The organism is Ruegeria sp. CI8 (assembly GCF_056536865.1).
On record NZ_JBQFQL010000001.1, the window covers coordinates 363,803 to 390,417 of the forward strand.

General features: G+C 62.1%; 32 protein-coding genes and 1 other RNA gene. 16 read left to right on the forward strand and 17 right to left on the reverse strand.

Features of this window, described 5'->3' with window-relative positions:
• Positions 1–7: 7 nt before the first annotated feature.
• The 4 genes from ACR0DA_RS01765 to ACR0DA_RS01780 all read right to left on the reverse strand — a co-directional run bounded on the left by ACR0DA_RS01765 (position 8) and on the right by ACR0DA_RS01780 (position 4,162).
• A complete protein-coding gene (locus ACR0DA_RS01765; protein WP_480752753.1) occupies positions 8–961 on the reverse strand; it encodes a DUF2927 domain-containing protein in 954 nt (317 codons plus the stop codon).
• 13 nt (positions 962–974) lie between these two features.
• Positions 975–2,165, reverse strand: coding sequence for a toxic anion resistance protein (locus tag ACR0DA_RS01770; RefSeq protein ID WP_480752754.1), 1,191 nt, complete (start codon positions 2,163–2,165; stop codon positions 975–977).
• Positions 2,166–2,195: 30 nt separating this feature from the next.
• Positions 2,196–3,110, reverse strand: coding sequence for a 5-bromo-4-chloroindolyl phosphate hydrolysis family protein (locus ACR0DA_RS01775; protein WP_480752756.1), 915 nt, complete (start codon positions 3,108–3,110; stop codon positions 2,196–2,198).
• A gap of 176 nt (positions 3,111–3,286) precedes the next feature.
• Positions 3,287–4,162, reverse strand: coding sequence for a pseudouridine synthase (locus tag ACR0DA_RS01780; protein ID WP_480752757.1), 876 nt, complete (start codon positions 4,160–4,162; stop codon positions 3,287–3,289).
• Here ACR0DA_RS01780 and ACR0DA_RS01785 point away from each other — a divergent pair.
• Positions 4,161–4,631: a nucleoside deaminase gene (locus ACR0DA_RS01785; RefSeq protein ID WP_480752758.1), complete on the forward strand. Its 471-nt coding sequence runs from the start codon at positions 4,161–4,163 to the stop codon at positions 4,629–4,631. The two genes, ACR0DA_RS01780 and ACR0DA_RS01785, sit on opposite strands and share 2 nt — an antisense overlap.
• 7 nt (positions 4,632–4,638) lie before the next feature.
• On the opposite strand, the gene ACR0DA_RS01790 is transcribed toward ACR0DA_RS01785, so the two are convergent.
• The gene (locus ACR0DA_RS01790; RefSeq protein WP_480752760.1) at positions 4,639–5,817 is read right to left on the reverse strand and encodes a M24 family metallopeptidase; all 1,179 of its coding nucleotides are present in this window, start codon (positions 5,815–5,817) and stop codon (positions 4,639–4,641) included.
• Positions 5,814–6,506, reverse strand: coding sequence for a metal-dependent hydrolase (locus ACR0DA_RS01795; protein WP_170436600.1), 693 nt, complete (start codon positions 6,504–6,506; stop codon positions 5,814–5,816). The genes ACR0DA_RS01790 and ACR0DA_RS01795 overlap by 4 nt, the downstream gene beginning before the upstream one ends.
• 57 nt (positions 6,507–6,563) lie before the next feature.
• Here ACR0DA_RS01795 and ACR0DA_RS01800 point away from each other — a divergent pair, with 57 nt between their 5' ends.
• Positions 6,564–7,250 carry a ceramidase domain-containing protein gene (locus ACR0DA_RS01800; protein WP_480752761.1) on the forward strand — a complete coding sequence of 229 codons (687 nt, stop codon included), beginning with the start codon at positions 6,564–6,566 and terminating at the stop codon, positions 7,248–7,250.
• Here ACR0DA_RS01800 and ACR0DA_RS01805 read toward each other — a convergent pair.
• From ACR0DA_RS01805 to ACR0DA_RS01815, 3 genes are all read right to left on the reverse strand, one after another.
• Positions 7,210–7,968, reverse strand: coding sequence for a class I SAM-dependent methyltransferase (locus ACR0DA_RS01805; RefSeq protein ID WP_480752763.1), 759 nt, complete (start codon positions 7,966–7,968; stop codon positions 7,210–7,212). The two genes, ACR0DA_RS01800 and ACR0DA_RS01805, sit on opposite strands and share 41 nt — an antisense overlap.
• Positions 7,969–7,974: 6 nt before the next feature.
• Positions 7,975–8,538, reverse strand: coding sequence for a DUF4202 domain-containing protein (locus tag ACR0DA_RS01810; protein WP_170508891.1), 564 nt, complete (start codon positions 8,536–8,538; stop codon positions 7,975–7,977).
• A gap of 201 nt (positions 8,539–8,739) precedes the next feature.
• Entirely contained in the window at positions 8,740–8,901 is a 162-nt protein-coding gene (locus tag ACR0DA_RS01815) for a hypothetical protein (protein WP_170508889.1), read from the reverse strand.
• Between the two features lie 227 nt (positions 8,902–9,128).
• On the opposite strand from ACR0DA_RS01815, the gene gatC reads away from it, so the two are divergent.
• From gatC to rnpB, 5 genes are all read left to right on the forward strand, one after another.
• Positions 9,129–9,416, forward strand: a complete 288-nt coding sequence (gatC, locus tag ACR0DA_RS01820; RefSeq protein ID WP_005981734.1) for an Asp-tRNA(Asn)/Glu-tRNA(Gln) amidotransferase subunit GatC — start codon at positions 9,129–9,131, stop codon at positions 9,414–9,416.
• 3 nt (positions 9,417–9,419) lie between these two features.
• Positions 9,420–10,907: an Asp-tRNA(Asn)/Glu-tRNA(Gln) amidotransferase subunit GatA gene (gene gatA, locus ACR0DA_RS01825; protein WP_480752765.1), complete on the forward strand. Its 1,488-nt coding sequence runs from the start codon at positions 9,420–9,422 to the stop codon at positions 10,905–10,907.
• A gap of 40 nt (positions 10,908–10,947) precedes the next feature.
• Complete coding sequence (locus ACR0DA_RS01830; RefSeq protein WP_093964748.1) at positions 10,948–11,646, forward strand: hypothetical protein; 699 nt, start codon at positions 10,948–10,950, stop codon at positions 11,644–11,646.
• Entirely contained in the window at positions 11,585–12,352 is a 768-nt protein-coding gene (locus ACR0DA_RS01835) for an N-acetylmuramoyl-L-alanine amidase (protein ID WP_480752766.1), read from the forward strand. Before ACR0DA_RS01830 ends, ACR0DA_RS01835 begins: the two co-directional genes overlap by 62 nt.
• Before the next feature lie 12 nt (positions 12,353–12,364).
• Positions 12,365–12,780, forward strand: an RNA gene (rnpB, locus tag ACR0DA_RS01840) — RNase P RNA component class A.
• Positions 12,781–12,787: 7 nt separating this feature from the next.
• Here rnpB and ACR0DA_RS01845 read toward each other — a convergent pair.
• The 3 genes from ACR0DA_RS01845 to ACR0DA_RS01855 all read right to left on the reverse strand — a co-directional run bounded on the left by ACR0DA_RS01845 (position 12,788) and on the right by ACR0DA_RS01855 (position 14,674).
• Positions 12,788–13,120 (reverse strand): GYD domain-containing protein, encoded by a 333-nt coding sequence (locus ACR0DA_RS01845; protein WP_170340147.1) that lies wholly within the window; start codon positions 13,118–13,120, stop codon positions 12,788–12,790.
• Positions 13,121–13,197: 77 nt separating this feature from the next.
• Positions 13,198–14,052 carry a DUF2182 domain-containing protein gene (locus ACR0DA_RS01850; protein ID WP_480752767.1) on the reverse strand — a complete coding sequence of 285 codons (855 nt, stop codon included), beginning with the start codon at positions 14,050–14,052 and terminating at the stop codon, positions 13,198–13,200.
• Positions 14,039–14,674, reverse strand: a complete 636-nt coding sequence (locus ACR0DA_RS01855; RefSeq protein WP_480752768.1) for a DUF1326 domain-containing protein — start codon at positions 14,672–14,674, stop codon at positions 14,039–14,041. Before ACR0DA_RS01855 ends, ACR0DA_RS01850 begins: the two co-directional genes overlap by 14 nt.
• A gap of 292 nt (positions 14,675–14,966) precedes the next feature.
• On the opposite strand from ACR0DA_RS01855, the gene rpmG reads away from it, so the two are divergent.
• Together rpmG and ACR0DA_RS01865 are read left to right on the forward strand one after the other, a co-directional pair.
• Positions 14,967–15,134, forward strand: coding sequence for a 50S ribosomal protein L33 (gene rpmG / locus ACR0DA_RS01860; protein ID WP_007799108.1), 168 nt, complete (start codon positions 14,967–14,969; stop codon positions 15,132–15,134).
• A gap of 219 nt (positions 15,135–15,353) precedes the next feature.
• Positions 15,354–15,860, forward strand: a complete 507-nt coding sequence (locus tag ACR0DA_RS01865) for a lipoprotein (protein WP_170340151.1) — start codon at positions 15,354–15,356, stop codon at positions 15,858–15,860.
• A gap of 139 nt (positions 15,861–15,999) precedes the next feature.
• On the opposite strand, the gene ACR0DA_RS01870 is transcribed toward ACR0DA_RS01865, so the two are convergent.
• Entirely contained in the window at positions 16,000–16,737 is a 738-nt protein-coding gene (locus ACR0DA_RS01870) for a Bax inhibitor-1/YccA family protein (RefSeq protein ID WP_170340154.1), read from the reverse strand.
• A gap of 173 nt (positions 16,738–16,910) precedes the next feature.
• Positions 16,911–17,126: a DUF1127 domain-containing protein gene (locus tag ACR0DA_RS01875; RefSeq protein ID WP_170340757.1), complete on the reverse strand. Its 216-nt coding sequence runs from the start codon at positions 17,124–17,126 to the stop codon at positions 16,911–16,913.
• A 127-nt stretch (positions 17,127–17,253) separates the two neighbouring features.
• Between ACR0DA_RS01875 and ACR0DA_RS01880 the strand changes: the two genes are divergently transcribed.
• A complete protein-coding gene (locus ACR0DA_RS01880; protein WP_093965049.1) occupies positions 17,254–18,135 on the forward strand; it encodes a LysR family transcriptional regulator in 882 nt (293 codons plus the stop codon).
• A gap of 5 nt (positions 18,136–18,140) precedes the next feature.
• Here ACR0DA_RS01880 and ACR0DA_RS01885 read toward each other — a convergent pair whose 3' ends face one another.
• On the reverse strand, positions 18,141–19,097 hold the full coding sequence (locus tag ACR0DA_RS01885) for an NADPH:quinone oxidoreductase family protein (protein ID WP_170357214.1): 957 nt from the start codon (positions 19,095–19,097) through the stop codon (positions 18,141–18,143).
• A 301-nt stretch (positions 19,098–19,398) separates the two neighbouring features.
• Here ACR0DA_RS01885 and ACR0DA_RS01890 point away from each other — a divergent pair, with 301 nt between their 5' ends.
• The 3 genes from ACR0DA_RS01890 to ACR0DA_RS01900 all read left to right on the forward strand — a co-directional run bounded on the left by ACR0DA_RS01890 (position 19,399) and on the right by ACR0DA_RS01900 (position 22,054).
• Positions 19,399–19,770: a helix-turn-helix domain-containing protein gene (locus ACR0DA_RS01890; protein ID WP_093964756.1), complete on the forward strand. Its 372-nt coding sequence runs from the start codon at positions 19,399–19,401 to the stop codon at positions 19,768–19,770.
• A gap of 44 nt (positions 19,771–19,814) precedes the next feature.
• Entirely contained in the window at positions 19,815–20,606 is a 792-nt protein-coding gene (gene hisN, locus ACR0DA_RS01895; protein ID WP_170434559.1) for a histidinol-phosphatase, read from the forward strand.
• A 113-nt stretch (positions 20,607–20,719) separates the two neighbouring features.
• Positions 20,720–22,054, forward strand: coding sequence for an 8-oxoguanine deaminase (locus ACR0DA_RS01900; RefSeq protein ID WP_170369506.1), 1,335 nt, complete (start codon positions 20,720–20,722; stop codon positions 22,052–22,054).
• Between the two features lie 7 nt (positions 22,055–22,061).
• On the opposite strand, the gene guaD is transcribed toward ACR0DA_RS01900, so the two are convergent.
• On the reverse strand, positions 22,062–23,351 hold the full coding sequence (gene guaD, locus ACR0DA_RS01905) for a guanine deaminase (RefSeq protein ID WP_170357217.1): 1,290 nt from the start codon (positions 23,349–23,351) through the stop codon (positions 22,062–22,064).
• A gap of 138 nt (positions 23,352–23,489) precedes the next feature.
• Here guaD and mgtE point away from each other — a divergent pair, with 138 nt between their 5' ends.
• Together mgtE and ACR0DA_RS01915 are read left to right on the forward strand one after the other, a co-directional pair.
• Entirely contained in the window at positions 23,490–24,884 is a 1,395-nt protein-coding gene (gene mgtE / locus ACR0DA_RS01910; RefSeq protein ID WP_475143142.1) for a magnesium transporter, read from the forward strand.
• Positions 24,881–25,438, forward strand: coding sequence for a 5-formyltetrahydrofolate cyclo-ligase (locus tag ACR0DA_RS01915; protein ID WP_480642348.1), 558 nt, complete (start codon positions 24,881–24,883; stop codon positions 25,436–25,438). The genes mgtE and ACR0DA_RS01915 overlap by 4 nt, the downstream gene beginning before the upstream one ends.
• A 3-nt stretch (positions 25,439–25,441) precedes the next feature.
• On the opposite strand, the gene ACR0DA_RS01920 is transcribed toward ACR0DA_RS01915, so the two are convergent.
• On the reverse strand, positions 25,442–25,672 hold the full coding sequence (locus ACR0DA_RS01920; RefSeq protein WP_480752770.1) for a putative hemolysin: 231 nt from the start codon (positions 25,670–25,672) through the stop codon (positions 25,442–25,444).
• Positions 25,673–25,801: 129 nt separating this feature from the next.
• Here ACR0DA_RS01920 and ACR0DA_RS01925 point away from each other — a divergent pair, with 129 nt between their 5' ends.
• On the forward strand, positions 25,802–26,614 hold the full coding sequence (locus tag ACR0DA_RS01925; protein WP_170357221.1) for a TIGR00282 family metallophosphoesterase: 813 nt from the start codon (positions 25,802–25,804) through the stop codon (positions 26,612–26,614).
• Position 26,615: the final 1 nt, after the last annotated feature.

Consider the following 26,615-nt stretch of genomic DNA (forward strand, 5'->3'; position numbering starts at 1 on the left):
ATCGGGGTCAGAGCGACTGCCCCATCAATTCACGGGCGATGATCCGCACCACCGGCGCGGCCTCTTGCGCGGTCATGCCGGGTTTCAGGCGCGGATCATACAACATCGTCAGCAGCTTTTCGTCATGGCTGGTCAGCAGGGCGAATTCGTCGTCATCATTGAAGATCGACGGCCGCGCCCGTGGGCTGTCATTGGGCAGGCCCAGCCCCTGGGCGATTTCCTCATGGATGCAGCTCAGCCGCATCAAGTCAGGGTGCTCGGCCCGCACCAACGCAACCGCACCAGTGTAGGTGTTCGGTGCCCCGTTGGACGCCGAGGCAAAGACGAAGCAATAGAACGAGCGCGGTAAATCTTGAAACAGGTTCAACTGAGCCTGTCCGATATTGGGAAACAACTGGCGCAGTCGCGTTTGCACGAATTCCGTATCGTCATCGCCGGAGACGAACACATGGAAGTTCGCGTTTCTGGTTACGGTCGAGATCGGGTGGCCAGTCAAGGACGACATGCGTTCGGAATAGGCCCGGATCTGTTCCTTGTCGGCCGCACGTTGGTCTGGCGATACAGATGGCCCGAACTCTGCCTGTATCCGGACCGGGCCAGACCAGCGGCTTAGCCTTCCGATGGTACGTTGGCTGCTGCCGGATACGGCGGCGCCGGGATACTCGCTGTAGAACGCGATGGCTTCGAAATTCCGCGCCAAATCATCCGCATCAAACGGGGTGTCCGGCCCGCCACCGTCTGTACGCATCAGACCACGGGTCAACAGGTCGCGCTCGACGCGCTGATAATATCGCGCCAGATCCCGGCTTGCGGCCGAAGGTTCGACATAAGCATTGGCCAACTGCGGCTGGGACGGGCGCGCCTGCGGGGCAATCGAGGACTCGAGCGCGTCATCGCAATTGGCCAAGATCAGCAATGCAGCTGCCCCCAACCCGCGCCCTAGAAATCTCCGAAGCCGCACCTGCGATCTCTCCTCAGCCCGGAACGGCGGTTCCGGCCGTGTCGCCCAGCCCGTCTTTACGGGCCTTGGCCGAAGCCAAGGTGTCCCGCAGCTCGGCTTCCATCTTCTTCAGCTCTTCTTCCGCGGCGGCCCGTTTCGCCTTGCCTTCGTCAGCGATGGCGAGGCTTTCATTGATCGTGCCGATCAGATCCTCGTTGGCCTTCTTGACGGCTTCGATGTCGAATACGCCGCGCTCCATTTCCTCGCGGATCATCTTGTTCGACTGGCGCAGATTCGCGGCGTTCGAGGTCAGCAACTCGTTCGTCAGATCATTGGCATCGCGCACGGCGGCTGCGGCCTCGGCGCTGCGCTGGATGGTGACCGCCTGTGCCAGCTGGGTTTCCCAAAGCGGCACGGTGTTCACCAGCGTCGAGTTGATCTTGGTCACCAGCGACTTGTCGTTTTCCTGAACCAGCCGGATCGAGGGCAGCGATTGCATCGTCACCTGCCGCGTCAGCTTCAGGTCATGCACACGCCGTTCCAGATCGTCGCGGGCGGCCCGCAGGTCGCGCAGTTCCTGCGCCTTCATCACCTGCTGATCTTCCGGGGCCGCCTTCACCTCGGCCTCTTTCTCGGGGATGTCATGGCTGTCAAGTTCGGTCAGCTTCTCTTCACCAGCGGCGATGTACAACGCCAGTTCATCATAGAAATCCAGCGTCTTTTCATACAGCAGGTCCAGCGACTTGATGTCCTTCAGCAGCGTGTGCTCGTGCGACAGAAGGTTGTCGGTGATCCGGTCGATCTGATCCTGAACCTCTTCGTAGCGCGCAGTGAACTTGGCGAAAGGCGCGGCGCGGCCCAGCAGTTTCTCCCACCAGCTGCGCTCGCGGCGCACGTCCAGTTCAGACACCGAAAAGCCGCGGATCGTGGTGACGATGTCGCGAAGGCTGTCGCCGGCGGGGCCGACATCCTTGTTGCGCACGTCGGCCAGCATGGCCTGGCTGATTTCCTGCAGCTCGGCTTGCGCCGCCGAGCCAAAAGCAACGATCGAGTTGGTGTCGCCCATGTCGATTTCAGACATGCGCTTGCGGATTTCGGCACCCACCGGTTCGTCCGCTTCTTCCAATGGCACGATCTCGGAACTCGGCTCGGGCAATGAGACGGCTGCAACTTCCTGAACCAGCATTTCGGCCTCGGCCGCCTTTTTCTTGATTTCGTCAGACATGAGAAGCTTCCCTGTTCTTGGTTTGGCCGGTCAGTCGAGCCGGACGCCTTCGCGCTGCAGCCTTTCGCGCAGCACGTCGATTTCGACCGTCAGATCACTGCGGTCATCCAATAGCATCTTTCGGGTGCGGGCCGAAAAATTCTGCTCGAGGTCGTCCAGCAGCGCCGAGTAATCGGACAGAGCCTGAGGGTCGCGGGTGCGCGCATAGACATCGGCAAACTTGATCGTCGCATCGCGGGCGCCCTGCAGATAGACGGTCAGGTATTTGCGGGCACCGGCCAGATCGCGCGGGTCCTCCTCGACCGTGCGGAACAGATCGCGAGCGGTGGTCTGAAACCGCTCGACCCGGGCTTCGATCCTGCGGTCGCCGGCCCGCTTGATGGCATCCGTCATTTGGTTCAGATGCGCCTCGGCATCTTCGACGACGCGGGCGACCCGGTCCTGTTGATAGGTGTCCACACCTTCCATGCCTTTGTTTTTCATCGGGTCGAGCCCGAAGGCGACGGAATGCAGGGCCGTGGCCACGCCGCCGAACAAGACCGGCGCCAGCAGGCTGACCTGGCTGGCGGCCTCGGCATCCAGATAGTCGTTGCGATAAGCGGCCAGACCCACCCCCAGCCCGGTCAGCACCGACGAAAAGATCTTGCGGGGAAAGGCTGGGCGGCGCGCGGTGCGGCGTGCGTTGTAGGCATCCTCGGCTTTCAGCCCTTCCCGCAGCAGAAAGGCCGCGGCGGTCAGAAGGCCGGCGGCGACCAATCCAAGTGTCATCCCGATCGCGCCGTCGTTGAGCGACAAAAAGACCAGCGGGATCGCCGGAACGAACATCACATTGGCGCGGGCGCCGACCGGGTTCACTCGGGCACCATCGTATTGCCCGCGCGGGGCGGGCGCGTCGGTGTCGGACTGGCCGTCGGGGCTGAACTTTCCGCCGTATCGCTGGGCCATGGCGTCAGAGCCCCCCAAGCCAACCGGTGCAGACGCCGAACAACAGCACCAGCAGGGCCGCGTAGGCCATTTTTTGCACTCCGGTCCCGGACATGGTGTCCTCCATCTGCGGCGGTCCCTTGAAAATCTAGTGGATCAAGGGGCTTGGCGCTAGGGGGAAGGTTCGCTTGCCGGCGTCAATTGCGTGATTTCTTGCCGCCCGGCCTGCGGGATCTTTGAGGGCGGCTTGGGCGTTTCGCAGCAGCCGGTGGGGTTTCGGGTTCCAGACCCAGTTGATCGCGCAGAACGCGGCGGCGGATTTCCTCGACCTCGCCGGGTTTGAGATTGCCCAGCTGGAACGGCCCGTAGGACACGCGCAACAGCCGGTTCACGGTAAAGCCGATGTCTTCGATCGCGCGGCGGATTTCCCGGTTCTTGCCCTCACGCAGTCCGATCGTCAGCCATGCATTCGCGCCTTGCTGGCGGTCCAGCGTCACGGTCATGGGCTGGAACTTTTCGCCTTCGATCACAAGACCTTGGCGCAGGGGGGCGAAATCCTCGTCCTTGGGGCGGCCGTTGATCCGCACCCGGTATTTGCGCAGCCAGCCGGTCGAGGGCAATTCAAGCTTGCGCTTGATGCCCCCGTCATTGGTCAGCAGCAGCAGGCCCTCGGAATTCAGGTCCAGTCGGCCGACGCTCATGACGCGGGGCATGTCCTCGGGCAGGTTGTCGAAGATCGTGGGGCGGCCCTTTTCGTCGCGGTTCGTGGTCACAAGGCCGGTTGGCTTGTGATACAGCCAAAGACGCGCGGGTTCGGGCTCGGCCACGGGCTTGCCGTCGACGGTGATCATGTCGCTGGGCGTGACGTTCAGCGCCGGGCTGTCGATGGTCTTGCCGTTCACGGTCACGCGGCCCGCTTCGATCATGCGTTCGGCCTCGCGGCGCGAGGCGATGCCGGCGCGGGCCAGCACTTTGGCGATCCGGTCGCCGGGAGGAGGGGTGTTGCTCATGCTCTGCGCATAGCGCATCGGCGCGGCTTGCGAAAGGTGGGTTTCTGGGGCAGTCAGGGGCATGGTCTTCAGAACGCATATGGACAAGGCGCTGGAACAGGCGCGCGCGGCGGGTGATCGGGGCGAGGTTCCGGTGGGCGCGGTGATCGTGGCGCCCGATGGGCGGATCATCGCGGCAGACGGCAACCGTACGCGCGAGCTGCACGACCCGACCGCACATGCCGAGATCATGGCCCTGCGCGCCGCCTGCCGGGCCGTCGGGTCCGAACGGCTGACGGGGCATGACCTGTATGTCACGCTGGAGCCCTGCGCCATGTGCGCCGCGGCGCTGGCGGCGGCGCGGATCCGGCGGATCTACTATGGGGCCGCCGATCCGAAATCGGGCGGCGTGGCGCATGGGGCGCGGGTGTTCTCGCACCCTCAGGCCCACCACAGGCCGGACGTCTATGACGGCATCGCGGCCGAGGACTGCGCCCGGTTGCTGCGCGATTTCTTCGCCGCGCAGCGTGGTGGTGGCGGGGCCAAGGGCTGAGGCGCGCTCAGGCCGGTTTCACGACCAGTTCGCGGGGTATGTCCGCCAAGGGTTGTCCGCCCGTCGGCGTGACCACGAAGGTTTCGGTGATGGCCAGCCCCCAATCCGGGGTCCACAGACCCGGCATCAGGTGAAAGGTCATGTTGCACTGCATAACGGTGCTGTCGCCGGGGCGCAGGCTCATGGTGCGCTCGCCCCAATCGGGCGGATAGCTCAGGCCCACCGGATAGCCCGTGCGATTGCCTTTGACATAGCCGGCCCGGGCAAAGCTGTCATAGACGCAGGCGGCAACCTCTTCGCAGGTGGCGCCGGGGCGGGCGGCAGCCAGCGTGTCCTCGATCGCGGTGAGGATCGCGGTTTCCGCGCGCCGGATATCGGCGGGCGGGTCGCCCAGAAACAGGCTGCGGCTGGCCGGGCAGTGATAGCGGCGGTGGCAGCCCGAGATTTCGAAATAGGTCGCCTCGCCCGGTGTCAGCGGACGGTCGTTCCAGGTGATGTGCGAGGCCGAGGCCTCGGCCCCCGAGGGCGCGATGGGCGCGATCGCGGGATAGTCGCCCGCAAGCCCCGGAAGCCCCGCGATGCCCGCCGCCTGAACCTCGGCCACGAGCACGTTCTTGGGAAGCCCGGCGCGGAACCCGTCGCGCAGCACCGCGTGCATATGCGCGGTCAACTGCCCGGCCTTGCGCATCAAGGCGATCTCGGCCTCGCTTTTGACCGCGCGCTGCCAGTTCACCAACCCGGTCGAGTCGATCAGCGCATCCCGGCCGAACGCGGTCTCAAGGATCCGGTGGCTGGCGGCCGAGTAGTAATAATTGTCCATCTCGACACCCAGATGGGTCGTCCAGCCGCGCGCGCGCAGCAGCGATGCCAGCGACTCGACCGGGTGATGGTCTGGGTGCTGCACATGTTCTTCGGGCCAGTCGAACAGGTCGGCGGGATCCAGCCAGGTGGTCTGCGCCGCGCCGGGCTTGTCCTGCGTCCGGCCCCACCACAGGGGCACGCCGTCGCGCGGGACGATCACCATTTGCGGGACGTAGAAGCTCCAGCCGTCATAGCCCGTCAGCCAGGCCATGTTCGACGGGTCGGCAACCAGCAGGGTCTCGACACCCCGCTGGGCCATCGCGGAACGGGTCTTGGCCAGCCGCGCCGCGTATTCTTCCGCCGAGAAGGCCAGCGCGGGTGTCAAAGCTCGATCTCCTGCAGGACCTCGGGCTCGATGACGGTTACGCCCGGTAGCCCGTCCGCCAAGTCCTTGGCGGATTGTTCCAGGATCGGGAAAGTCCGATAGTGGCAGGGGATCACCGTCTTGAAGTCGAAATACCGCCGGGAGGCATAGGCGGCGGCTTTCATGTCCATCGTGAAATAACCGCCCGCCGACAGGATGCCGATATCGGGTTTGTAATAGTCGCCGATCCACTCCATGTCGGCCATGATCGTCGTGTCGCCCGAGACATAGACCGTGTGACCATCGGCCGACAGGATGAACCCCACCTCGGACCCGCCGGCGCGCGGGCCATCGGGTGTGGCGAAGGTCGAGCTGTGCGAGGCCGGCACCATGTCGACCTTGATCCCGTTCAGGTCGACCCGGCCGCCCTTGTTGAAGCCGATGGTCTCGACCCCTTCGGCCTCGGCCCAATGGGCCATGACGTCGTATTGGCCAACCACGGGAATATTCAGGCGTTTGGCCAGCGGCAGAACGTCGGCGACGTGGTCGAAATGTGCGTGGGTCAGCAGGATATGCGTGGCACCTTGCACGGCGGCCTCGTGCTGATCCTCGGGCAGCATCGGGTTCCCGCTTAGCCAGGGGTCCATCAGCAGGACTTGCCCCGCCGCGTGAATTCGGAAGCTGCCATGCCCCAACCAGATGATTTTCATGAAAGACCCTCCTGAAACCGGTTTAGGGTCAGCCTAGCATCGGCTATGTAAAAATCCATGGACTGGATGCGAGAAATCGACGGCTATTGCGAGCGCCTGTCGCCAGCCTATTGGGCCGAACCCGTAAACGCCGTGACCAACGCGGCCTTTCTGCTGGCGGCATGGGTGATGTGGCGGCGGGTGCGGGGGCAGGGTCTGCCCTTAGCCAACCTGCTGGTCGCCATTCTGGCGGTGATCGGTATTGGCAGCTTTCTGTTTCATACCCATGCGCAGGTCTGGGCCGCGCTGGCGGACACGACGCCGATCTTGCTGTTCATCCTGGTCTATATCTTCGCGGTGAACCGGGACATCTGGCAGCTATCCACGCCGAAGGCGGCGGGGCTGACGGCCTTGTTCATCCCCTATGCGGCGCTGACCATTCCGGTGTTTCAACTGCTTCCCGGGCTGGGTGGGTCGGCCGCATATGCTCCGGTGCCGTTGCTGATCCTGATCTATGCGTATCTTTTACGCGCGCGCAGGCCGCAAGTGGCCCGGGGTCTGGCGCTCGGGGCTGTGATCCTGATTGCGTCGATCACTTTTCGCGCGCTCGATGCCCCGCTTTGCGCCCGCATCCCGATGGGAACGCATTTCATGTGGCACATCCTGAACGCCACCATGCTGGGCTGGATGATCGAGGTTTATCGCCGGGCCATGACGGATGCGGTCAGTCCGGCAGACGCCGCGCCAGATAAAACCCATAGCTGACAAAGTCGGAATAGGTTTCATACAAGGCGATCTCGGCCTGTTCGGAATCGACAAGCGCCTTGGCCTGCTCGGAATGGCCATGCCGGTCGAGGAAGGCAGGGAAGCTGCGTTGAAGGGGGAGGTAGTAGTTCTCCATCCAGCAGTCGGTGCCCAGCGGGAAATAGCCGACAGGTTCATAACCGGCGGTCTCAATCTGGCGTATCTTCTGTCCGGCGGTCGCAACTTCGGGATAGGCGGCATCCCAGTGCCGCGTTAGCGGCTCGGGGCGTTGATCGGTCAGCCAGGTCAGCTCGGACACAGCCAGGACACCGCCGGGTTTCAGGAACCGACGCCAGGCGAGCAGGCCGTTTTCGAACCCAATGTTGTAGATCGCGCCTTCCGACCAGATCACGTCAAGGCTGGCATCGTCGAAGGGCAGGTCCTCCATCGACGCCTCAAGCGTCTGAATCCGAGCCGCGTGACCAAAGTCCTGCGCGCGTCTCTTCAGCTCGATCAGAAACTCCGGCAAGAAATCCACTGCCGTCACCGATGCGCCCAGATGGCGTGAAAGGCAGAAGGCCGCGGCTCCGGTGCCGCAGCCAATATCGGCGATCTTCAATCCGGGATCGGCTTGCACGCCCGAAAGTTTCAGCGCCAATTCCGTTGCCGCGTCGCTGCCGGGGCCTTGTCGGTCGTTGGGCAGGTGCAGGTCGATCAATAGCTGCATGTCATCGGTCATGACGCGTCAATCCTTGAAAGCGCGGGCCAGGTCTTCGGGCAGGTCGAACTCGTCCAGCACGCGTCGGCGCGCCTCGGCCGACATCTTGCGGGCGGTTTTTTCGACGATGCGCTGGATCTTTTCGTCCGAGTGTTTCGCGGCGAACGGCGCAAAATACCACTTCAGAAAGACAAAGCAGATCACGTCCTCCAGCGCCTGAACGTCGTCGTCGCGCTTGATGCCCTGTTTGCGCAGCATGCGGCGGGCGGCGTCGATCTCGGCCTGATCGTACCCGGCCTCGGACATCAGCTCGGCCACGACCTGCGCGTGATGCTCGGCCTGGGCTTTGCGCCACGCCAGATAACCCGCGCGCCCATCAGGGTATGCCGAGCGGGCCAGCTTCCAACGCTCGACATGCTGGCCGCGCGCGGCGATCTGCAACGGCTCGGAGGCGTCGGGGAACAGTCGATCCAACTCGGCGCTCATCCGTTCGCCATAAAGCAGCGCGGCGGGGCGACCGTCTTCCTCGGTGAGATCGGCCGAATTGGCCGTATCAATTGCATCCAGAACCTTCTGCTTGCGCTCTGTCATGGCATCTCCTGCTTTGGCAACGGCACCTCGGGACATTCGGTCAAGCTGACCTGACACTCTTGAGTGAATGAACGATAGGGCACCGTGCTTCAACAAAAAAGCGCCGACCCATTCAGGGCCGGCGGCGCCACGAGGGCAGGTGCAGGATCGGGACGGAAAAAGGGGGGAGAACCGGCCCGATCCAACAGGGAAGCGGTAGGGTTAGTTGCGGAGCGGGGATTTCTCCTGGCTCACCTGATCTGAGGGGGGCTGATCGGGGAAGGTCAGCGTCGGTGTCAGGTCGCCCATGGGAACCCCCAGCGCGAGGGCCGGCGCGGCAGCAGTTGTCAGAACAACGGACACAGCAATCAACATGCGTTTCATGATTATTCTCCGGACTGAACTGTTTCGTTCAGTACATAAAGTAACTTTTTGCGCCGGCTTCAATCGTCAAAGTGAACTAATCCGTTCACTTTTTTGCATAGCGGGTATTCAAAATTGTTTGGCTTGGCGGCAACCGCGAGGACTTTGGACAAATCGCTGTGGCTCAGTGGTCTTGCGACTGCTGCATCAGACGGGTAAATGCCCCTGTAACGCATATGAGGTTTCCCATGTCGATTGACCAAAGCACCGCCGCCAAGGTGGCCAAACTGGCCCGGATCAAGGTCGAGGATGACGCGTTGCCCGCGCTGGCCTCGGAATTCAACACGATCCTGGGGTTCATCGAACAGCTGAACGAAGTTGACGTCGAAGGGGTCGAGCCGATGGTCTCGGTGACGCCGATGCGGCTGAAGCGGCGCGAGGACGTGGTGACCGACGGGAACATGCAGGACAAGATCCTGTCCAACGCCCCCGACGCGCGTGAGGGCTTTTTCGCGGTTCCCAAGGTGGTGGAGTAAGACATGTCCGATCTGAACAAACTGAGCCTTGCCGAGGCCCGCGACGCCCTGCGCAACGGAGATGTGACCTCGGTCGAGCTGACCGAGGCCTGCCTGAAGGCGATCGACGCAGCCGATGCGCTCAATGCCTTCGTGCACAAGACCCCGGAAATCGCGCTGGAGCGTGCGAAGGCCGCAGACGAACGCATCAAGGCAGGCGACGCGCCTGCCATGTGTGGCCTGCCGATCGGCATCAAGGATCTGTTCTGCACCAAGGGCGTGCCCTCGCAGGCTGCGTCCAAGATTCTGGACGGGTTCAAGCCCGAATACGAATCCACCGTCTCGCAGCAACTGGCCGATGCGGGCGCGGTGATGCTGGGCAAGCTGAACATGGACGAGTTCGCCATGGGTTCGTCCAACGAAACCTCGGTCTATGGCAATGCGGTGAACCCTTGGCGGCGCGGCAATGATGATGCGCAGCTGACCCCGGGCGGTTCCTCGGGTGGTTCGGCGTCTGCCGTCGCAGCCGATCTGTGCCTGGCAGCGACCGGAACCGACACCGGTGGCTCGATCCGTCAGCCCGCCGCCTTTACCGGAATCACCGGCATCAAGCCGACCTATGGCCGTTGCTCGCGCTGGGGCATCGTGGCCTTTGCGTCCTCGCTGGATCAGGCCGGGCCGATGACCAAGAACGTGCGCGATGCGGCCATCATGCTTGAGGCGATGTGCGGGCACGACCCGAAGGACTCGACCAGCGCAGAATTGGCTGTTCCGAATTTTGAGGCCATGCTGACCGGAGACATCGAGGGCAAGAAAATCGGCATTCCAAAGGAATACCGGATGGATGGCATGCCCGCCGAGATCGAAAAGCTCTGGGCCGATGGGGCCGAAATGCTGCGTGATGCGGGGGCCGAGATCGTCGACATCTCGCTGCCGCACACCAAATACGCGCTGCCCGCCTATTACGTGATCGCGCCGGCCGAGGCGTCGTCGAACCTGGCGCGCTATGACGGCGTGCGCTATGGCCGCCGTGCGCAGCTGGCGCAGGGCGACGGCATCACCGAGATGTATGAAAAGACCCGCGCCGAAGGTTTTGGCCACGAGGTGCAGCGCCGCGTCATGGTCGGCACATACGTTCTGTCGGCCGGTTTCTATGACGCCTATTACAACCGCGCGCGCAAGGTGCGGACCCTGATCAAGAAAGACTTCGAGGATGTCTTTGCCGCAGGCGTCGATGCGATCCTGACACCGGCGACACCTTCGGCGGCGTTCGGTCTGGGCGAAATGACCGAGGCTGACCCGGTGCAGATGTATCTGAACGACGTGTTCACCGTGACCGTCAACCTCGCGGGTCTTCCGGGTATCTCGGTTCCCGCCGGTCTTGACGGGCAGGGCTTGCCGCTGGGGCTGCAGCTGATCGGTCGTCCGTGGGAAGAAGGTGACCTTCTGAATACCGCCTACGCGCTTGAGAATGCCGCCGGGTTTGTGGCCAAGCCGGGCAAATGGTGGTAACCCTCAGGCAGCGGTAACAACGCGAGGACGGAGCAGTTCCATGCGCAAAATGCTTCTCATTCCGGCCTTCGGGTTCGTCGCGGCTTGCGATACCGTGGCACCAGTCACGGACTCCGGCTTCAATACGCCGCAGTATCAGGCCGAACGCGAGGCGCAGCTGGCCGGGCAGGGCGCAGCAGGCAACCCGCTGCTGCCGCCCCCGGCCATTTCGCAGGAGCAGTTGAATGCCGAAGCCGGTCCTGCCCCCTTCACGACGGGCGACAGCGCCACGGACATTGCCAACCAGACCGCGGCGGCATTGGCGAGCACATCGGCTCAGCCGACTGCACCGGTCGCCGTAAGCTCAAACGGCATTTCGAACGAGCAGGATTTCGCGGCGGTTTCGAGCAGCCGTAGCATCCAGGATGATGCCGCGCTGATTCAGCAGAACCGTCAGACATACGAGGTTGTCGCGCCGACGGCGGTACCTCAGCGCGGGTCGGACGGGCAGCCCAATATCGTCCAATATGCTCTGACCACGACCAATCCAGTTGGCACACAGCTCTACAGCCGAGCCGGGTTCAATTTGCAGGCCAAGGCACAACGCAACTGCGCAGGCTACGCATCGCCCGACCAGGCCCAGATCGATTTCCTGGCCAATGGTGGCCCCCAGCGCGACCGCAAGGGCCTGGACCCGGATGGCGACGGATTTGCCTGCGGCTGGGACCCCAGCCCGTTCCGCAGTGCCGTCGGCAACTGAACTCTCGCCGATCTGGCACCCATCCCCCAATTTCGGCCCCCGCCGGGATGGGTTGAAGCCGTCGCTGGTGGTGCTTCACTACACCGCGATGAACAGCGCTCAAGCCGCGCTCGAGCGTTTGTGCGACCCGGACGCCGAGGTATCAGCCCACTATCTGATCGGCTGCGACGGAACGCTCTGGCAGATGGTCCGTGAGGAAGATCGCGCCTGGCACGCCGGTGCAGGTGCGTGGCGGGGGTTCAGCGACATCAATTCCCGCTCCATCGGGATCGAACTCGACAATCGCGGCGATCATCCTTTCTCCGAACCGCAGATGGCGGTATTGGAAAACCTGCTTTCACATTTGCAAGAGCGGTTGGAGATCAAGCCCTGGAACGTTATCGCCCATTCGGACATGGCCCCCGAGCGAAAGCTTGATCCCGGTCCCAAGTTTGATTGGGATCGTCTCGCGCAACAAAAAATGGCAGCAGGGCCGGCCGTTCTGAGGGGTATATGCCTTGATGAATTGCCGCCAGACGACCAATACTTTGCATTGGTTGCCAAGAGGGCCGGGTACCCCAAAGCCCCTGCCGCGGATCTGCTGAAAGCGTTTCGAAGCCGGTTTGCCCCGTGGCGGCGCGGGCCCCTGTCCAAGAAGGATATGGGCGACATCGAACGACTGGCTGGTTTGATGGAACACCTTGACGGTATTCGGGTGGACGTTTAACCCGACAACCGCGCGGAGGGCCGGATGGCCGCTGGGGCTCAGGCCCGAGAGGAAAGTCCGGACTCCACAAGGCAACGGTGCCGGGTAACGCCCGGGCGGGGAAACCCGACGGAAAGCGCCACAGAAAACAGACCGCCATGACGGATCGGAGGTTCGCCTCCGGCACATCATGGCAAGGGTGAAACGGTGGAGTAAGAGCCCACCGCGCCGCTGGCAACAGCGGCGGCACGGCAAGCCCCACCGGGAGCAATGCCGAATAGGGTCCCCGCGCGGGCCGGTCGGCGTCAGCCGATACCGCCGCTAGGCTCGCCTTGGCCGAGAGGGACCGGGTTGGCAGCTCGAGCCGCGCAGCAATGCTCGGCCTAGAGGAATGGTCATCGAAGGGGGCAACCCCGGAACAGGATCCGGCTTACAGGCCCTCCGCGCGTATTTTCTTCATCCTCCGGGCGGCGTGTAGGCCGCGACCAGTTTCGCGGCTTTCTCGGTGATGGCAACAAATTCGTCGGCCGACCAGGCCCGAACCGTCTCGACCCGCGAAACCGCCCCCGAAGCCGCAACGGCCATACCAACGGCCACGGCATCCGTTCCGTCCGGAGCTTCGCTGATGACCACCACGTCATTGCTTCCGGTCGTCACGTAGAACGCCAGCAGTTTGCCGCCAACCTTCTCCAGCAGCGCCGCCACCGGCCCGGTGCGGTTTTCCGGTTTCTTCAGCATCCCTTTGACACCGGCGTTGGAATAAGAGGCATAGGTGATGAAGACAGGCATGACGATCTCCTCGTGAACGAAATGTGCAGAGCGCTCCAATTGGCCGGCTCCTTGGCCCGGAAGACAGGCTTGCCGCATCAAACCAATGCGGTGATCGACACCCAGGCTCCCAATCCGATCAAAACGACACCAACGACCGGCGTCAGCCATCCCGCCCGGGGCAACAGCTTCTCCAAAGCGACGTAGACGGCGATTGCGACGATCCACCAAAGGTTCATGATGCCGCCGACGAACAGCAGCGCCATCAAGGCCCAGCAGCAGCCCAAGCAGTAGGCTCCGTGCAGGGCGCCGCATCGAAACGCACCCCAATGCCCGGGCCGGTTGTGGCGGGTCAGAAAGGCAGCCGGGCTCTGACAATGGCGGAGGCACGCGGATTTCAACCCGCTGAACTGATACATCCCGGCAGCACAGAGAACGATGCCCGCCAGGATTCCGGACCGGATGGTCATCATCGGGCCATCCATCGCTCCGATCTGTTGCAGGCCCCATTGCAGTCCGGTTGCCCCAAGGCTGAACACGGCCCAGGCAAAAAGATACCCCGACAGAAAGGCCAATCCGAAGCTGGCGCTGCGCTGCCTGTCGGGTCCAACCCGTTTCAACGCCACAAACAATAGGGCAGTCGGGGCCGCGCTGGGCGTCATCATTGCGACCATCATCACCCACCACATGGCAAAGACCAATGCGGCGTACCAAAGCGTCCAGACGGCACCGGCCCCCATCAACATGGGCTGGCCAATTGGACCGGCCATCCGAGTCATCTCGACGGCCGACATCTGCATCCCGACACCGGCGACCGTGTACCAGACCGCACCTGAAACGATCAGAAGGACACTTCCAGCGACGATCAGACGTTCTTTTCGCAGTACTCGCTCGAGGCTGATCGTTCGGGCAGGGCGGGCCTGTTCGGACGCGTCTGCACTATGGCCCGACAACGCCATGACCTGAGATATTTAAATGCGCCAGATGGGCATGTGAGGACTCGAAGGTCAGGTCTATGGCTGAACCGCTTGTCCTGGCCGTTCCCGAGGCGACCTCGGCGTGGCGGTATTCGAAGCCATGTGGCAACTGGATGGACGCGCGATGCGGTTGGCCCGAGACGATATGGGCGATCGGCTTGACGTCCACATCGAACACGTTCTTGACCTTCGCGTAGCCGGTCCGGTCTTCGCGGCTCCAGTTCACGTCGATTTCAGCAAACAGTGTCTCATGCTTGGTCGGCGCCATGGCGCTGTAGACATACCACATGGTGGCCATTTCATCGGTGTCCTCACCGGACATGATGGCCTGCAGGGCGGCCCGCTGATCGGCGTTCGCCCGTTCGTCGATGATCAGTTGCATCTGCCCGTTGCCCTCGTGAATCGGGCCTGGCCAGTGGTAGACACCCGCAGCCCGCAGGCCGGAAAGATCCGTGTCCCCGTAGTGGCCGCTTGTGATGTCAAAGACGACCACGGCCTCGCAATTCCCGTGACTGGGCAGGCTGCTGAACTGGCAGGGGCAACCGAAATCACAGTTGCAATTGGCCAGCGTCTCGCCCTGAAGTTTCCATTCTGTCATGATTTCCCCCAAGCAGACGTGCAAGAAAACTCTGCCGACAGAGGGTCTTGCCCGGTTTCGCTGCCTCACGCCGCACAACCTTGGACCGCGGCGTTCTGGGATGCTGTGACGCGATCATATCACGAAACCGTGATCCGTCCAAACCGGGCGCTGATCCACTGTGTGTCGGATACTGTGATTTGTGTTGAAACACCGCCGATTCCGGTTGACTCGGGCGCGCGACCGGGTAAAAGCGCACGCTCATAGGAATTCAACCGAAAGGCCCCTGCCTTTCCGGACGCAGGAGATAACCATGGCGAAGCCGACGACAATCAAGATCCGTCTGAACTCGACCGCGGGCACGGGCCACTTCTACGTGACCAAAAAGAACGCTCGCACCATGACCGAGAAAATGACCGTTCGTAAGTACGACCCGGTCGTTCGGAAGCATGTCGAGTACAAGGAAGGCAAGATCAAGTAATCTGCCTTTTTTCGACGCGAAAGCTTAGGGGGTTCTGCTTCGGCAGGACCCTTTTTCGTTGTTTTGACCGGCTCGTGTAGTCCTGACGCCGCCCGATCCGGCCGTTTCGGGCCGTTGCAGAGGCGCATCAGGCCGGCAGGTATTCTGATTGGTGTTGGCTTGCTTTTTTGCCCCGCCTGCCAGTACGGTTCAGCAAACCGCCACAAAATGTTGAGCGCCATGAAAAAAATCTTGTTGCCCGCAATCGCCATTCTGACACTTTCGGCCTGTGAGGACCCGTTCAACCGCCAAGGCGTCGGGTTCACCGGCATTGATGGCGAACCAAGAACCGTTTCGGACGTCAAAGGCGCCGTTGCCTTTGTTCCGCCTGCGACGAACGTCCCGGCTGAGTTGGCTGAATTGCCGACCATTCAGGCCAGCACTGACAAGACAGAATTCGACAAGGTCGCGGGCGTTGCCATCGACAATGGCGGACGGTCCGACACCACGGCCGTACAGTTGACCGGCAGCAGCAGCACCATGTTCCTGAGCACGGTGAGCGTGAACGGAACCCTGTTCGGCGTGTTGCGCACCGAAAACAACAGCACCAAGGTGGACAACTCGGTTGGGGCCGCGTTCGGCAGCCAGACCGAGCGCTTTACCGGCTGTCTGCCTGCGGGCGACGTATACCGCAAGGGCGGGTCGTCGCGCAGCTCGGGTTTCGCGGTTCCGCTGAACTGCAGCTGATCGGATCCGTTGCGATTACAATGATGTAAGGCCCTTGCCATTTGGCTGGGGCCTTTTTCTTTGGGCTGGCTTTGCTGACGCCGGAACAAAAAAGGGCGGGCCTTTCGGGCCCGCCCTTTGATTTGGTGTTCCGGCAGTCTTACTCGCGATTGCCGAGCAGCTGCAGCAGGAACATGAACATGTTGATAAAGTCCAGGTACAGGTTCAGCGCACCCATGATGGCGGCTTTGCCCAGCCACTCCTGATCGCCCGCATGGGCCATCTGGATGTAGGTGGTCTTGATCTTCTGGGTGTCATAGGCGGTGAGGCCCGCAAAGATCAGAACGCCCAGGATCGAGACGGCGAACATGATGGCCGGCGATTGCAGGAACAGGTTGATGACCATGGCCACGATCAGGCCGATCACACCCATCATCAGGAACGTGCCCATACCGGACAGGTCCTTCTTGGTGACGTAACCGTACAGCGACAGACCGGCGAAGGCGATGGAGGTCACCAGAAAGACTTGGGCGATCGAAATGCCGGTGAAGGCCACGAAGATCCAGCTGAGCGACAGGCCCATCACCGCCGCGAAGGCGTAGAAGAACAGTTGGGCGCCAGCTGCGCTGAGGCGGTTGATGGCCGCGCCGAAGGCAAACACCATGATCAGCGGGGCGAACATGACGATCCAGCCCAGGATGTTCGGGCTGAGGGTCACCGGATCGCGGAATACCGACAGCAGCTGCGGGCTGGTGCCGACGGCCCATGCAACCGCAAAGGTGATCAGCATGCCCACGGACATCGTGCCGTAGACCTTGTTCATGTGGGCGCGCAGGCCCTCGTCAATCTCGGCAGCGCGCGCGCCAGTCGCCGTCCGGATCGTATCGAATTGTGCCATAGAGGTCTCCCTTGAATTCAGCTTTCAGCCCCCGGTTGCGGGGCGATTTCCCTGCAAATATCGGAGAGTGTAGCGCATGTTTCAAGGGTTTTGGGGCCAAAACTCAGCAATATGGTCAACAATTTCAGCGCCGCTTTGGAAGGTGGCGCTGAAATCCGTTGCAGGCTGCGCATTCAGGGCCGCTTGCGCCAGGTTTCGGGCGCGTCCCAGAACGGGCGGGATGCTTCGGTCAGGGCCTCTGATCGGGTGATCCCGATGTCTTGCAGGGCGCGGTCATCCAGCCGGGCCAGCTCCCGCCGTTGATGAGCGGCCGCAAGCATACGCTGAAACCAATTGCCCGTTCTGATCGATGCCGAGGCACAGGGTCGGTGTGCTGCAATTTGGGTCATTACTTATGTCCTTTCATCAGTCGTTGATGCAAAGCTGTTTTCGCATCAACTTCCTTGAACTATATGGCGGGTTGTGGCATATTTTAAAAATGAATGTTTTTGAATTCATCCATAAGGATTGTTGATGATGCGGAACTTGGATATCACCACCCTGCGCTCATTCGTGGCGGTCGCGGACCACGGGGGCGTAACGCGCGCCGCGGGTTTCCTGCATCTGACTCAGTCGGCTGTGTCCATGCAACTGAAGCGTCTGGAAGAGCTGTTGGGCCTGGAATTGCTGGACCGGTCTGGGCGCACCATCGCGTTGACGGCCTCTGGCGAACAGCTGTTGGCATATGCCCGGCGAATGGTGGCGTTGAATGACGAAGTCATCTCGAAGCTGACCGATCAGGCCTTTGAAGGCGAGGTGGTGCTCGGGGTGCCGCACGATATCGTCTACCCGGCTATTCCACGGGTTTTGCAGCGGTTCAATGCCGACTTCCCGCGCGTGCGCGTGCAGTTGGTTTCGTCTTATTCCATCCAGTTGAAAGAGATGTTTCGGCGTGGCGAATGCGATGTGATTCTGACGACTGAGGCTGCGAACTCGGATGGCGGGGAAACCATTGCAGAGCTACCCCTGCGCTGGATCGGCGCGTCCGGAGGCTCGGCTTGGCGGCGCCGGCCGCTTCCTCTGGCGCTGGGTCGGCGCTGCCTCTTCCGGCCTCAGGTCATTGCCGCCTTGGATGCAGCAGGCATTCCATGGGAGCTGTCGGTCGAAACCGAGAACGACCGCACGATCGAGGCAACCGTCAGCGCGGACCTCGCCGTTCACGCCATGCTGGAGGGCACCGAGGCCGCACATCTGGAGAAGATCGATTCAGGTGGGGTTCTGCCCGAATTGCCGGCGCATATGATCAACCTTTACGGAGGCGATCAGGGGCGCGGCGAAGTGGTTGAGGCCCTCGCCGCGCTGGTGCGGCAGAACTTCCACATGCTTGGCGGTACACCGCTGCGCGCCGTTGTGGGCTGATCCGGTCAGATCGTGATGACGACTTTCCCGGTCGACTTCCGTGCCTTCAGCAGAGCCATGCCCTGCGCCACTTCGGACAACGGCAGGGTGTGGCTGATATGGGGCCGGATGCGTCCCTCGGCATGCCAGGCAAAGAGGGTCTCAAAGCTGTTGCGAACGACCTCGGGCCGGAACCTCAGATAGCCACCGATGTAGAACCCGATCACGGTCAGGTTCTTCACCAGCAAGTGATTGGCCGGTATCTGCGGGACTTCGCCGCCGGCAAAACCTATCGGCAGCAGGCGGCCTTCGGGATTGGTCGCCCGGAAGGCAGCCTTGAATACATCGCCACCGATGGCGTCATAGACAACGTCTGCGCCGCCCAATGCCAGCACGCGCTCGCGCAGATCTTCGTCCGCGTCGATCAGGTGATCGGCCCCGGCCGCGCGGGCGACCGCCAGTTTATCGGCGCCCCGGGCCTGTGCGATCACCGTCGCGCCCATAAGCTTGCCAATCTCGACCGCCGTCAGCCCGACCCCGCCGGCGGCACCGGTCACCAAGAGGGTCTCGCCCGTCTGCAGCCGCGCCCGATGGTCCAGCGCCATATGGCTGGTTCCGTAGGCGATCTGGATGGCCGCCGCGTCTTCAAAGCTGCACGACTGGGGGATGAGTACGGCTCGGTCGGCGTCAAAAACCCCGTATTGCGCCAATCCACCCTGGCCTGAGTATACCGCGACCCGGTCTCCGGGTTTCAGATGGCTGACCCCTGCGCCGACCGCGTCTACGACCCCCGCAACCTCAAGCCCCAATGTGAAAGGGGCCGCTGGGGTATCCTGGTACGTGCCCTTCTGCATCAGAAGATCGGCAAAGTTCAGCCCGCAGGCGCGAATGGCCACGCGGATCTGGCCTTCGGCGGGTGCGGGCACGGGTATCTCGTGCAATTTGGCCTGCTCTCCGGCAGACTGGATCTGGTAGGCCAGCATCTCAAGTCTCCATGTTGGTGCCATTGATCGGGGCCGCCCCTGACTTGTCAATCATTCCGGAAGGGAATGGCCGGGGCGTCTTTGTCGCACAGGCCAAATCGTGCACAACCGTAAACCTTCCTTCAGGCGCGCAGATTCAACCATCTTGAAAATTTTCCAAAAAGCGGCAATATTGCTTGTCAGTGCTGTTTCGGGGGGCACGTTCCGTATTAGAGAGTTCTTTACAAGCGTCTCGCTAGTGTGCGGTCATGGTTCAGTTAGCGTTTTCCCGGGCGGTTGTGTGTAACAGAGGAGAATACCAATGACCCATCACGTCGATGTCCATGTGGGCAAGCGCGTACGGCATCGCCGCTGGTTGATTGGCATGACGCAGCAGCAGCTGGCACAGCAGGTCGGTATCAAGTTCCAGCAGATCCAGAAATACGAAACCGGGGCCAACCGCATCAGCGCATCACGCCTGTGGGACATTGCCGAAGCTCTGGACGTTCCGGTCAGCTTTTTCTTTGAAGGTCTGGAGGACGCCCAAAAGGAAGACTCGGGCAAGAAATCGGTTCCCGCTGATCTGATGGGCGACAAGGAAGCGTTGGATCTGGTTCGGTCCTACTACGCGATCCCGGAAAACCAGCGCCGGCGCCTGTTTGAGCTTGCGCGCGTTCTCAGCGACGTGGCCTGAGACCGGGGCTTGACTTCGCACAGGGCTGAGCGCACCAGTGGCGCATGACCAAAGCCTCTGCAAGTGACCTTGAAGTTGCCGAGAAAATGGCCGACGCGGCGCGTGCGGCCATTTTGCCGTATTTTCGCCAGTCGAATCTTGAAACCTCAAACAAGCTGCAAGGCGGGTATGACCCTGTGACCGTGGCCGATCGCGAAGCCGAGCAGGCCATGCGATCCGTTCTGGCCGAGCTCCGCCCCGACGACGGCATCTTGGGCGAGGAGTACGGTGCGGTCGAAGGCAAATCGGGGCGAACCTGGGTGTTGGACCCGATCGACGGCACCCGCGGTTTCGTCAGCGGCACACCGACATGGGGCGTTCTGATCGCGCTAGGCGACGATAGCGGGCCGATCATGGGGGTGATTGACCAACCCTATATCGGTGAACGGTTTGTGGGTCATGCAGACGGTGCGTTCATGACCGGTCCTCTGGGCAGAACCAGCTTGGCGACCCGTCGGACGGATGCCTTGCGGGACGCAATCCTGTTCACGACATTCCCCGAAGTTGGCACGACCGCCGAAGGAGACGCCTTTCGCGCCGTGGCTGGACAGGTGCAACTGACGCGCTACGGCATGGACTGCTACGCATACGCACTGCTGGCGGCCGGGCAGGTCGACCTGGTGATCGAGGCTGGACTGAACGCGTATGACATTCAGGCCCCGATCGCGGTGATCAAGGCGGCCGGCGGCGTCGTGACCGACTGGCAGGGCGGGCCGGCACATCAGGGGGGGCGGGCACTGGCGGCTGCGAACCCTGAGATCCACGCCGCGGCCCTCGAGATTCTGCGCGACTTCTGACGACGGTTGCCGCTGCGGCCGCGATTGATTAGGGTCTATGCGCCGGTTCTTGCGCCCGTTTTCCACCGGCACACGCATTTCTGGCATGAGGCGGGCAGATGCAGGAGTGCGAGATGCCCGAAACCCTTCTTAGAAACGCCGATGCGATCCTGACCATGGACGACAACCGGCAAGAACTGGCCGGCGCCGATTTGCTGATCCGTGACGGGCAGATTGCCCGCATCGGCCAAGGTTTGACGACCGACGGAGAGGTGCATGACCTCGGCGGCTGTGTCGTGACGCCGGGATTGGTCAATACCCACCACCATCTCTACCAGACACTGACCCGAGCTGTTCCCGCGGGCCAGGATGCGCTGCTGTTTGGCTGGCTGCAGACGCTCTATCCGATCTGGGCGCGGTTCGGTCCTGACGAAATGTTCACTTCGGCTCAGATCGGTCTGGCCGAGTTGGCCTTGTCGGGCTGCACGCTCAGTTCCGACCATCTGTATCTGTATCCGAATGGGTCACGCTTGGATGACACGATCGCGGCCGCTGCGGAGGTGGGGCTGCGGTTCCATCCGACCCGCGGCGCGATGAGCATCGGCGAAAGCAACGGCGGTCTGCCGCCCGATGCTTTGGTCGAGGCCGAGGCCGACATCCTGAATGACATGATCCGAGTGGTCGACGCGTTCCATGACCCGTCCGAAGGCTCAATGTGCAGGGTTGGACTTGCGCCCTGTTCGCCCTTCTCGGTCAGTCGGGATCTGATGCGCGACGCCGCACTGCTGGCACGGGACAAAGGGGTCATGCTGCACACCCATCTGGCGGAAAACGACGAGGATATCCTGTATTCCGAATCCCAGTTCGGCTGTCGACCCGGCCAGTATGCCGAGGAACTTGGCTGGACCGGCCCCGATGTCTGGCACGCCCATTGCGTGAAGCTGGACGGGGCAGAGATCGACCTGTTCTCTCGGTCACGCACCGGGGTTGCGCACTGTCCCTGCTCGAATTGCCGTCTGGGCTCGGGGATCGCGCCGGTGCGCGCGATGCGTGACAACGGGGTCAGGGTTGGCTTGGGCGTTGACGGTTCCGCAAGCAACGACAGCGGCAACCTGATGGCCGAGGCGCGGCAGGCGATGCTTCTGCAACGCGTGGCGAACGGTGCCGATGCCATGTCCGCGCGCGAAGCTCTGGAAATTGCGACGCGGGGTGGGGCGGACGTGCTGAACCGGCCGGACTGCGGCCGCCTGATGCCGGGCAAACGCGCGGATATCGCTGTTTGGGACACAAGGGGTGTGGAGTGCGCGGGCAGTTGGGACCCGGCTGCTCTGCTGCTGGCAGGTCCGGTGCACGTCAAACACCTGTTTGTCGAGGGGCGACAGGTCGTCCGGGACGGCAACATTGCTACATTTGACCTGCCGCGCGCGATCGAACGGCAGAACAGGTTGGCCCTCGCCTTGCAGGGCTGATCTGCCTTCAGGTCGAAACGCGCCGTCCGCCGATCCACACATCGGCGATGGCGCGGTCGTCGCCCATCATGATTGTCGGGAACACCGCCTCCCAAAGGGACTCGGCATTGGCTTCTCGCTGGGCAATCGCGGGGGTCGAGGCGAGGTCGAGCACGATCAGGTCCGCCTCCATTCCAGGGGCGATATTGCCGATGCGGTCGTCCATCCGCAGCGACCGGGCCGATCCTGCGGTGCCCAGCCACAGTAGTTGCGCCGGGTGCAGCGGATGTCCGCGCAATTGGCCGATTTCATAGGCGGCCGCCATGGTCCGCAACATGGAAAAGCTGGACCCGCCGCCGGTGTCGGTTGCCAGGCCGATACGATGGCCATCCCGCATCAACCCGTGCATATCAAACAGACCCGAACCGATGAAAGTGTTCGAGGTGGGGCAATGGATCAGCGAGGCATCGACCTCACGCAGGCGGTCTCGCTCGCGCGGTTCCAGATGGATCACGTGACCATAGAGGCCGTTCGCGCCGAGCAGTCCGAATTTTTCATAGGTGTCCAAGTAGTCGCGCGCCTCGGGGAACAGCGACCGAACCCATTCGATTTCGTCCGTCTGCTCGCTGAGATGCGTCTGCATGAGGCAATCTGGGTGTTCTGCCCACAGCGCACCCATCGCCTCAAGCTGTTCGGGGGTCGAGGTCGGGGAAAACCGCGGCGTGATCGCATAGGAAATCCGGTCGACACCTTGCCATTTTCCGATCAGAGCCTTCGACTGGTCATAGGCTGTTTGGGCCGTGTCCCGAAGACCTTCGGGCGCGTTGCGGTCCATGCAGGTCTTCCCGGCCACGACACGCTGACCGCGCTGCTGGGCGGCCGTGAAAAAGGCATCGACGCTTTCGGGATGAATGGTGCAGAAACTGCACATGGTCGTGGTGCCGTGTGCGGCGGTCAGGTCAAGATATCGGTTCGATATCTCGGCAGCGTAGTCTGCATCACCGAACTTCATCTCTTCTGGAAAAGTGTAGGTGTTCAGCCAATCAATCAGCCGTTTGCCCCAACTCGCGATCATCGCCGTCTGGGGGTAGTGGACATGGGGGTCGATGAAACCAGCCAGGATCAGGTTTTCGCCATGGTGATGAATGGCCGCCTCGGGGTGGGCGGTTTGCAAATCAGCGGTACTTCCCAACTCCCGGATTTTCCCGCCCTCGATCAGAACGGCTTCGTGCAGCCGGACCGCCTGATCCGGTTGCGTTTCGAAGGGGGAGTGTTCGAAACTCAGTACGCGCCCTGTCAGAAGCGTCTTTTGCGCCATCCGCCGTGATCTCCGCCTTGGTGAATCCGGCTTGCAGCATAGGGATGTGAAAGATGCGGGTAAATCGCACCATTGTCATTGTTTTCCGGTAGCTGCTTCTTCTATTTAGGGGCCAATTCCCAGAACAAGGGGCAGCGCATGACGACCGGCACCGAAGACAACAGAACCGACCCCTCTCGCGATGATGACGTCTATGCGCTGGACCGGCGAACGGTTGCCGCAATCCTTTACGCCGTCGATGTCGAGGATCGCGAGAAGCTGATCGAGCTGATGGAGCCGCTGCACGCGGCCGACATTGCCGACCTTCTGGAACAGATCAACCCCTACGACCGGGCGCGGCTGATCCGCCTGTATGACCGGGAATTCGACGGGGACATTCTGTCTGAACTGGACGAATCCGTCCGCGAAGAGGTCATTGGAGTTCTGCGACCCGACGTTCTGGCCGAAGCCGTCCGCGAGATGGAAAGCGACGATGTCGTGGACCTTCTGGAGGATCTGGAGGAGCCGCAGCAGGAAGCGGTGCTGGAGGCCCTTGAGGCCTCGGAGCGGATCGCGGCACTGCAGGCGCTGGCCTATCCCGAGAACTCGGCAGGCCGACTGATGCAGCGCGAAGTGGTCATGGCTCCCGATCATTGGACGGTGGGGCAGGCGATCGACTACATGCGCTCGCAGGACGATCTGCCCGAGCAGTTTTATCACGTTGTGCTGGTCGATCCGCGGCTGAAGCCGGTGGCGCAGGTCATGTTGGGCAAGTTGATGGCCGCACGGCGCGATACCAAGTTGCTGGACATCGCCGAGGACGAGTTTCACATCATCCCGGTCGATCAGGATGAAGAAGACGTTGCTTATGCTTTCAACCAATACCACCTGATTTCCGCGCCGGTGGTGGACAGTGACAAACGGCTGGTCGGGGTAATCACGATAGACGACGCAATGGCCGTTCTGGATGAAGAGATCGAGGAAGACATGCTGCGACTGGCAGGTGTTAGTGATGACAGCTCGATTTCAGACAGTGTTGCAGCAACCAGTCGTCGTCGTTTGCCCTGGCTGGCGGTCAACCTGTGCACCGCCATTTGTGCTTCGCTGGTGATTTCACAGTTCGAGGCGGCAATCGAGCAGATCGTGGCGCTGGCAATTCTGATGCCCATCGTTGCCTCGATGGGTGGTAACGCCGGAACACAGTCTCTGACCGTTGCCGTACGTGCGTTGGCGACCCGCGACCTGACGGGCTCGAACGTGGCACGGGTCATCCGCCGAGAATTGCTGGTGGGCATGTTGAACGGGCTGTGTTTCGCCATCGTTCTGGGGACGGTGGGGATGATGTGGTTTGAATCCCCGCTGCTGGGTGTCGTGATCGGTTCCGCCTTGGTCGTGAACATGATCATCGCCGGGTTCGCTGGTACGGTAGTACCGGTGGTGCTGGATCGCCTGGGTGTAGACCCGGCATTGGCCTCGGGAACCTTCGTTACGACGACGACGGATGTAATGGGGTTCTTCATCTTTCTAGGGCTTGCAAGCGTGGTGCTGCTGTGACCGATCTGACTGAAATCAAGGCCGCAGCGCGCAAGGCTGCCTTTGCCCGGCGCAAAGCGGCCTTCGACGCGGGGCCGCCGGCCGCCGCGGGCCGCCTGTCCGAGGTGCTGGCCGGATTTCGTGGGGTTCCGCTGACTGGCTACATGCCGATCCGCACCGAAATCGACCCTCTGCCCGCGATGGCCGAGGCCGCAGCCTATGGTCCCGTGGGTGTTCCGGTCATCCAAGGCGCCGGACGGCCTCTGCGGTTTTCGCGCTGGACACCCGAAGGGCCGCTGAAAGATGGTCCATTTGGCGCCAAGGTGCCCGAGACGGACGACTACTTTGACCCTGAAATCCTGATCGTGCCCCTTGTGGCATTCGATCCGCAAGGCGGGCGATTGGGCTATGGGGGCGGGTTTTATGACCGCACGCTTGAAGGGCTGCGCGCCAAACACCCGACATTGGCCATCGGTTTCGCCTTCGACGCGCAAGAGGCCGAAGCCTTGCCGCTGGAACCGACGGACCAGCCGCTGGACATGATCGTTACCGAGACCAGGGTCCTGACGTTTTAGGCGTCAGTTCTCAAAGTGGCTCCGCAGATAGTCCCAGGCATCAACCTCGGTTCCATCCTCAAGGATGCACACGCCGTATTCCGATCCATCGGTGTTTTTGCGGATCTGATATTCGCCGCCGTTTTCGATGCAGAAGGTCGCGGCCGGATTTGCCATTGTGGTCTTGGTCGTCGCGTGAGCAAAGCTGCCCGAGATAGCGAGAGAGACAGCTGCGGTCAGGACTATGGGTTTCATCGAAATCTCCGAGTGAAAAAACCGATTGCGCCAGAATTGCAGGTTTCCACCGGAATTCAACCCGCATGCGGCCCGCGAATTGCATCGTTCCGCCTTGTTATTGCCGTTTGCAGGGCCTAGGACCGCGATATGAGAATCTTGTTCCTGGGTGACGTCATGGGGCGCGCGGGCCGCGCCGCCGTTCAACAGCATCTGCCCCGTCTGCGCGACGAGTGGCGGCTGGATTTCGTGGTGGTCAATGGCGAGAATGCTTCGAATGGCATGGGGTTGACCGGCGATCATGCCAAGCTGCTGTTGGAGTCAGGCGCAGATTGTCTGACGTTGGGCGACCACGCTTTCGACCAGAAAGACATGCTGCAATTCATCGAACGCGAACCCCGGATCGTGCGCCCTGTGAATTTCGCCAAGGGTGCTCCCGGTCGCGGACATCGGCTGTTCACCGCGCCGGGCGGACGCAAGGTGTTGGTGGTTCAGGTGCTGGGACAGGTGTTCATGAAACGGCCGTTCGACGATCCGTTCTCGGCGGTGGAACCGATCCTGAAGTCTCACCCGCGGGGCGGTCAGGCGCAGGCCATCATCGTGGACATGCATTGCGAGGCGACTTCGGAGAAGATGGCCATGGGCCACTACTGCGACGGACGCGCCAGCCTTGTCGTGGGAACCCATACCCATGTTCCGACCGCCGATGCCCAGATCCTGCCCGGCGGCACCGCTTACCTGACCGATGCGGGCATGTGCGGCGACTATGACTCGGTGATCGGAATGGACAAGCAGGAGCCGATGCGCCGCTTCATCACAGGGATGCCCAAGGCTCGGTTCACCCCGGCCAATGGCGAAGCGACGCTAAGCGGCGTTTTCGTAGAAACTGATGACCGTGACGGGCAAGCCAAGACGATCAGCATGGTCCGGGTTGGCGGGCGCCTGCAGCAGGCGGCACCGTGAA